This is a genomic window from Acidaminococcus sp. AM05-11 (assembly GCF_003472805.1).
GTDB classification, from domain to species: Bacteria; Bacillota; Negativicutes; order Acidaminococcales; family Acidaminococcaceae; genus Acidaminococcus; species Acidaminococcus hominis.
This window is the reverse complement of record NZ_QRMX01000049.1, coordinates 1-7,260: the sequence shown is the minus strand read 5'-3', so window position 1 is coordinate 7,260 and position 7,260 is coordinate 1. Positions and strand designations below refer to the sequence as shown.

At 45.3% G+C, this 7,260-nt stretch carries 8 protein-coding genes; 6 read left to right on the top strand and 2 right to left on the bottom strand.

The window, feature by feature from the left end; translation table 11 throughout:
* Positions 1-66: 66 nt before the first annotated feature.
* The 3 genes from DW089_RS10990 to hxsC are packed head-to-tail and all read left to right on the top strand — an operon-like array spanning position 67 to position 2,938.
* A complete protein-coding gene (locus DW089_RS10990) occupies positions 67-387 on the top strand; it encodes a hypothetical protein (protein WP_147351169.1) in 321 nt (106 codons plus the stop codon).
* Positions 384-1,841, top strand: a complete 1,458-nt coding sequence (hxsB, locus tag DW089_RS10985; protein WP_118287288.1) for a His-Xaa-Ser system radical SAM maturase HxsB — start codon at positions 384-386, stop codon at positions 1,839-1,841. Before DW089_RS10990 ends, hxsB begins: the two co-directional genes overlap by 4 nt.
* Positions 1,829-2,938, top strand: coding sequence for a His-Xaa-Ser system radical SAM maturase HxsC (gene hxsC, locus DW089_RS10980; RefSeq protein WP_158572375.1), 1,110 nt, complete (start codon positions 1,829-1,831; stop codon positions 2,936-2,938). The genes hxsB and hxsC overlap by 13 nt, the downstream gene beginning before the upstream one ends.
* Positions 2,939-3,152: 214 nt before the next feature.
* On the opposite strand, the gene DW089_RS10975 is transcribed toward hxsC, so the two are convergent.
* A complete protein-coding gene (locus DW089_RS10975; RefSeq protein WP_105325981.1) occupies positions 3,153-4,145 on the bottom strand; it encodes a YafY family protein in 993 nt (330 codons plus the stop codon).
* 175 nt (positions 4,146-4,320) lie between these two features.
* Here DW089_RS10975 and DW089_RS10970 point away from each other — a divergent pair, with 175 nt between their 5' ends.
* From DW089_RS10970 to yaaA, 3 genes are read left to right on the top strand one after another with little or no spacing between them, the layout of a single operon-like run.
* The gene (locus DW089_RS10970) at positions 4,321-5,769 is read left to right on the top strand and encodes a glucose-6-phosphate isomerase (protein WP_105325953.1); all 1,449 of its coding nucleotides are present in this window, start codon (positions 4,321-4,323) and stop codon (positions 5,767-5,769) included.
* Between the two features lie 20 nt (positions 5,770-5,789).
* Complete coding sequence (gene bcp, locus DW089_RS10965; protein WP_105325952.1) at positions 5,790-6,242, top strand: thioredoxin-dependent thiol peroxidase; 453 nt, start codon at positions 5,790-5,792, stop codon at positions 6,240-6,242.
* Positions 6,242-6,988 (top strand): peroxide stress protein YaaA, encoded by a 747-nt coding sequence (yaaA, locus tag DW089_RS10960; RefSeq protein ID WP_105325951.1) that lies wholly within the window; start codon positions 6,242-6,244, stop codon positions 6,986-6,988. The genes bcp and yaaA overlap by 1 nt, the downstream gene beginning before the upstream one ends.
* 48 nt (positions 6,989-7,036) lie before the next feature.
* Here the strand turns inward: yaaA and DW089_RS11675 are convergent.
* Positions 7,037-7,260: hypothetical protein (locus DW089_RS11675; protein WP_233547605.1), on the bottom strand; the 224-nt coding region annotated here is incomplete at its 5' end.

Below are 7,260 nucleotides of genomic sequence, written 5' to 3'. Positions count from 1 at the left end.
ATAAAAGAAGGATGGCAGAAATCTGCCATCCCACAATAAAACGTGAAGAGCCTATTAGGTGAAAACATGGAAAATTATAAGAAAATAAATGGCGGATTTCAGATTATATTAAGCAAGAAACTTTTTGAAAGAGAAACTATTTTTAGTATAGCATATAAATATAATAAGAAATTTTTTATAACATTCAATCCCATTGGAGAGGATGAAATATCTTTTGTTGTAAAAAATAAAGGTGAAGGTATGGAGCCGCTGCCAAGAGATCTTGAAAATATTATGGCTGATTTTATTGATGAACAACTGCGGATTGATATTTTAAGAAGGACACAATCTATTAGAAATCAGATATACGAAAAAGCCTTTTTTCCGTTGAGGACTATAAATAAATGAATATACAAGAATACCCGTTTTATTTTGATCATTATGGAGAGGATTTTATAGTTGTAAATCTTGTAGGAGAAGCAGTATTTCTCTCATATAACGATTTTGCATGTTTGGCAGCACAGCAGTATGAAAAACTCACAATAAGTGCAAAAGAAAAATTATATACACACCACATCCTTGGAAATTGTGAAGATAGTGAAACTATAGAAATGTTATTAGCAACAAAGTTGAGAAGTAGAAAAAGCTACCTTAATTATTTTACTTCCTTACATATGGTAGTTCTTACTTTGAGATGTAACTGCTTATGTGATTATTGCCATGCAAGTTCACAAGGAATATCTTGCAAAAACACTGATATGTCACTTGAAATTGCTGACAAGACATTAGATATTATTTTACAATCTCCTTCTGATGATATAAAAATAGAATTTCAAGGAGGTGAGCCCTCATTAAATTGGCCTGTATTGGAATTCTTTGTAATAGAAGGTGAAAAAAGAGTTAAAAAGCTGCCTTCTAAACGTCTCACTTTTGTAATTTGTACTAATTTATTTGAAATAACGGATGCTCAATTAGAGTTTTTAAATCGACATCATGTCGGTATTTCTACATCATGCGATGGGCCTAAAGAATTATATGACTTGCATAGAAAAGGAAGAAATGGAAAAAGTGCTTATGATTGTTTTACAAGTAATTTGAGTAGAGCAAGAGAAATAATGAAGGGTTCTGCTGTAAATGCATTGTTAACCGTTTCAAAAGATAACATCGATTGTTTGGAGAGAGTAATTGATTATTATGTACAGCATGACTTTGGTAATATATTTATCAGGGCGCTTAATCCATATGGATACGCAGTAAAAAATAAAAATGATTTAGGATATTCTACGAATAAGTTTTTAGAAAAATATAGGCAGGCTCTTCATTACATCATAGAACTCAATAAAAAGGGGATATTTTTTATAGAATCCTATGCAGCTTTACTGTTTCAACGCATTATGACTCCTTTTTCTACCGGATTTGTTGATTTGCAATCTCCGGCAGGAGCAGGTATTTCTGGAGCAATATATTATTATAATGGTGATGTATATCCCACTGATGAAGCTAGAATGTTAGCAACAATGGGAGACACCAGTTTTAAAATGGGAAATGTATGTGAAGATGCGTATTTAGATATTTTTAATTCCTCCATGATAAAAGAGTTGGTTTTAAATAGTTGCGTTGAATGCATGCCAGGATGTTGGACATGTGCCTATCAGCAATACTGTGGTGCTGATCCAATTAGAAATTTTGTTGAATCAGGGGATTTATTAGGCAAGCGGTATATAAGTCAATTTTGTGAAAAAAATAAGGGAATGATAAAAGTAATTTTGGATTTAATTAAAGAAAATGATCCCAAAACAATTGCAGTATTATGGTCTTGGGTATTTAGAAGACCTATGGAGGAATGGCAATGTGGCAAATAAAGGGTATAGCTAAAAATATTACTAATCCCATTATTGCTTCGTATTCACATAAGTCTAATATATTGAATTGGATTAAGCCTAAGTATATTAAAGAAACAAAAAAAATAAATGAAGTATACAGGTTTGCTAGTATATCTATGCTTGAACATGTAAATACACCATATCCAATTATCTATAATTTACCGGAAGAAGGAATGTTGGATATTAATGATGGAGATATATTAAAATTATGCCCTGATGGTACAGTGAAACGTGTATTTAATGCTAGTTCGACACAAAATGTACTGTTTGTAACTGAAGCATGTAATTCTCAATGTATTATGTGCCCACAACCTCAAACCCCGCTTGATTACTCCGATGAGGTCCTTGAAATTTTATCATGCATTCCTAAAAAAAGCTTGAGAGAAATATGTATTTCTGGTGGGGAACCTACTGTAGGAATTAAGATATTTGAAATTATGGAGACCTTGAAAAGATACACCTATGTAGAACCAATTATTTTGACCAATGGGAGAAAATTTAATAATAAGTCTTTTACCCAAAGTTTTATAGATAGGGCTCCTTTTAATACTGTATATGCGATTCCATTGTATTCTTCTATTCCAGAAGTACATGATAGAATCGTAGGGGTATCAGGTGCTTTTAGAGAAACTATAAACGGAATATATAATTTATCTGCATTTAGAGTTCCTATAGAAATTAGAATCGTCCTCACTAGTAAAAATGTGTTTAATTTAACTGAATTGGCAAATTTTATTGGGTGGAATTTACCAATGGCTGTGCATGTGGCATTAATGGGGATGGAAGTGTGTGGAAGAGCATACGACAATATAGAGGATGTATGGATCGAACCAAAATCATATATGCAAGAATTAATTGAAGCAACCAAAATATTGGATTATCGGGATATACCTGTATCAATTTACAATCTTCCTTTATGCCTATTACCTTACGAAATAAGAAAATATAGTACTTTTAGTATATCTCAGTGGAAACAAGGCTTTATTCCTGAATGTCAATCATGTACTATGAGAGATGAATGTAACGGAATTTTTACTAGTTCAAAAAAAATTCCAGATGGAATACATGCAATTTAAGATAAGTACAATATATACCAAGGATTCTACTTGAAGTAAACGCAATTATAGTCTTTTCGTCTATTATATTTGAAAGTTGTTCTTATTCTTCTTCCTGAGTACAACAAAAAATCAGGGGAAAGAACCGGCGCTAGACCGTGGAGCAATTCACAAAATTGAAATCTCCTGCCCAAAATCTGTATGATCTTGAGCAGGAGATTTCAATTTTACTTATTTAGTCCCGATACAGATGCAGCAGCAGCCGGCCCAGCTCCCGCATTTCGTCCCGGACTTTTTCCGGTCCGGTGATGACTACGCCGTCCTTCAGGGCTGTAATCCAGCCCAGGAATTGGGGACTGACGGCCACTTCTACGGTGGTCGTTACGTGATCCGGTCCATCGGGGATAATCATTACGTCCTGGCCAAACCGGTCGATGAGTACGCCTACCAGGCCGTTTTTGGCCCGCAGGTCAACCTTCACGGTTTCTCCGTTGAACATGCCAAAATGCATATTTGCGTAGCGGGCCAGGTCCAATTTCTCAAATTCTTCCTGGCCTTCCCGGGGTTCTTCCAGCTGGACCAGGTCCTTGATCTTGTCCACCCGGTAGTGTTTGATGCAGTCGTCGATGGGTTCGTAGGCCACCAGGTAGTAGTTGTCGTCGTTTAAGACCATGGCCCAGGGGCTGACCAGGAAGCGGCGGCCGTGGTTACGGGCCACCAGGGTTTTGTGGATGTTCCATTTCATATAATGGAAGGAAACCTGGACTCCGCTGTTGATGGCCTGGTGCAGCCGGTCGATGGTATAGTAGACGCTGCGGTTGATGGTTTTGGTCCGCCCGGTAATCAGTACCTGGCGCCGCAGGTTTCTGGCCATGGGCTTGCTGGCCAGCCGTTCCAGCTTGGCAATGAGTTCCTTGGACTTGGTATCGGAAATGAACTTGGCCGATTGGACAGAGTCGATGAGCATTTTCAGTTCCGGCAGTTCAAATTGGGGATTGATCAGCCGGTAGGTGTAGCGGATGCCTTCCTTGCTGGCTGCAATATCAAGACCAAAGGCCCGGAGCTCTTCGAAATCCTGGTACAGGGTCTTCCGGTCCACATGGATTTCCTGTTTGGCCAAAAATGCAGTAATGTCTGCCAGGGTTACCCCATGGTCGGCATCTGTTTCCTGGGTGAAATATTGATATAAAAGAAGAAGTTTGAGCTTTTGGTTAACGCCCTTGGTCATAATCGCTGCCTCCTGTTTAAATATCTGAAAAAAGCATACCATATTTTGGCCAAAACGGGTATCCATTTTTTTTATTTTTCCGGGATTCATGAGGAAATTTTTGCTCATAGAGTAAGAACATGGTATCATTATAAATATAGCAAAGTATTTTTCCAGAGAGATGGAGCGAACCACTATGGAACTACGAAAAAGCATCACCCTGCCTTCCGGCTTTTGCCTGGATTTCACCAATATGCTGGGACCAGAGCAGGTGACGGACAAAGAACTGGACCAATTACAAAATAAAATCACGGCGGCAGCCCAGGGCCTGCGGCTGATCCGGGAAACCGGGCAGGCGGTGCACCATCTGTCCAAGGACGGTACCCCGGAACCGGTGTATTTTACCCGGCTGCCCTATCTCCAAAAAGGCTACCCCAATACCCAGGAGCTGCTCCAGGAGCTGACGGACTTTGGCCAGAAGGTACGCAGCAAGTACGATGCGGTGGTCTTCTGCGGGGTAGGGGGCTCCTACCTGGGGGGCAAGGTGCTCTACGACTGCTTCACCAGTGAATACTGGGCCCGGGAAGACGGGCTGCGGATGCCCCGGATTTTCTTTAGCGGCAACAACCTGGACGCAGAGGACCTGGATTCTGTGATGAACCAGCTGCTCCTTCAGGCCCAGCAGGTACGCAATGGCGAGCGCCGGCCTTTGCAGGTGCTTTTGGTGCCCATTTCCAAATCCGGCACCACCCTGGAACCCACCACGGCCTTCCTGTATTTCTATGATACCCTGGAAAAGCAGCGGACCTTGTTCCGCATGGGGGTGGCGGTGGTCACGGACAAGACCCTGGAACAGGGGCCGCTCAACCGTCTGGCCCGGAAGTACGGCTGGCCGATTTTCGACGTGCCGGTGGGCATTGGCGGCCGCTTCAGCGTGCTGTCCACCCCGGGACTGATTGTGGCTGCGGTACTGGGCATGCACCTGGAAGAACTTCTCCAGGGGGCCCGGGATATGGACCAATGGTGCCAAAGCGAAAAGCCCCAGGAAAACCCGGCCTTCTATAATGCGGTGCTGAAATATGCTGCGGCCCAGTTCCACGGCTGCCATATTGAAATTATGATGCCCTACGCCATGCGGCTGAAGGCCCTGGGGGAATGGTATGTGCAGCTTTTGGCAGAATCCCTGGGCAAGCGTCTGGACCGGAAGGGGAACCCGGTGTTCTACGGCCGCACGCCGGTGGTGGCCATTGGCACCACGGATATGCACGCCCAGACCCAGCTCCACCAGGACGGCCGCCGGGACAAGGTGGTCCAATTCCTGTTCATCAACGATATGAAAAACAAGGTGTTCATCCACAACTCCTTCCCGGAAATCGATGGCTACCAGCGGTACGAGGGAATGGACGTGGGCCGGGCCCTGCAGATTGCCCTGGAAGCCAACGAGGAAGCCCTGGCCGGTGACCACCGGCTCAGTGCCCGCTACAATCTGCCTTACATGAACGAATATTTTCTGGGCCAGCTGTTCTTCTTCCTGATGCTGAGCATCGCCTACGAAGGGGAACTGGCCGATGTGGACGCCTACGATCAGCCAGGCGTGGAAATCTACAAGCGCATTATGCGCAATAAAATGGCGGACAACGCCTAAGAACCCAAGGAGGGATAGCTATGCTGGAAGTTGGAACCCAGGCTCCGGATTTTACCCTGCCGGACCAGGACGGACAAATGCATTCTCTGAAAGAGTATCGGGGCCAAAAAGTGGTGCTGTATTTTTATCCCAAGGACAATACGCCGGGGTGCAGCCGTCAGGCCAGCGGCTTTGGGGAGCTGTATCCCCAGTTTACCGAAAAGGGCGCCGTGGTGCTGGGGGTCAGCAAGGACAGCGTGGCCTCCCACAAAAAGTTCCAGGAGAAATACAACCTGCCCTTTACCCTGCTGTCGGACCCGGAAAAGACGGTGATCCAGGCCTACGACGTGTGGAAGGAAAAGAAACTGTACGGCAAGGTTTCCATGGGTGTGGTGCGCTCCACCTATCTCATTGACGAAAACGGCATCATTACCCGGGCCCTGGACAAGGTGAAACCCGGTGATAACCCGGCCCAGATGCTGGCCGAACTGTAATGCGCATCATCATCTCCCCGGCGAAAAAAATGCAGGAAGACCGGGAGAATACTCTGCCCCTGAGCCAGCCCGCCTTCCTCAGGGAAGCCCGGCAGGTGAAGGACTATTTGCAGGCTCTGACGCTGGAGCAGCAGACCCGGCTTTGGGGCTGCAATGACGAAATTGCCCAGCTGAACCATGAGCGGCTTCTTGCTATGGACCGGGAAACTTTCCGTTCTCCGGCCCTGTTGGCCTACCAGGGCATCCAGTACCAGTACATGGCGCCGGTGGTCTTTGCGGATCAGGAGCTGGCCTATATCAGCAGGCACCTGCGGATTCTGTCCGGCTTTTACGGGCTCCTGCGGCCCCTGGACGGGGTGGTGCCCTACCGGCTGGAAATGCAGGCCAAAGCCCAGGTGGCGGGCACCAAAAACCTGTACGCCTTTTGGGGGGACAAGCTGTACAAGGCCCTGCTGGACGAAAGCCGGATTGTGGTGAACCTGGCCTCCAAAGAATACAGCAAAGCCATTACCCCGCATCTGACGCCCCAGGACCAGCTGATTACCTGCACCTTTGGGGAGCTGGCAGGGGAGAAAATCGTCCAAAAAGGCGTCTACGTGAAAATTGCCCGGGGGGAAATGGTCCGGTACCTGGCCCAGGAAGGCTCGGACGACCCGGAAGTGCTGCAGCAGTTCCACGGCAGCGGCGGCTACCAGTATGACGCAGCCCGGTCTACCCCGGAAGAATGGGTGTTTTTGAAGAAATAAAAAGCAAAAAACGACTTGCCAACTCAAGAAGAGCTGGCAGGTCGTTTTTTATGGGATGGAAAAAGGAAGCAGGGCTGCAGGCAGTCCCAATTTTTTAAAAATGATAGGAATAGGCAAGAGCAGTGAGAGAAATGGTCTACCGGCAGGGCGTCTCAAAGGTCCATAATAACAGTAGGGAAAGCTGGAAAAACAACAAGGGGGTGGGGCTTTTCTCCTTTGTGCATAAATCGGTGTAAGTTTACCGTCTGCACGGACTTTTTTTACCACCTTCT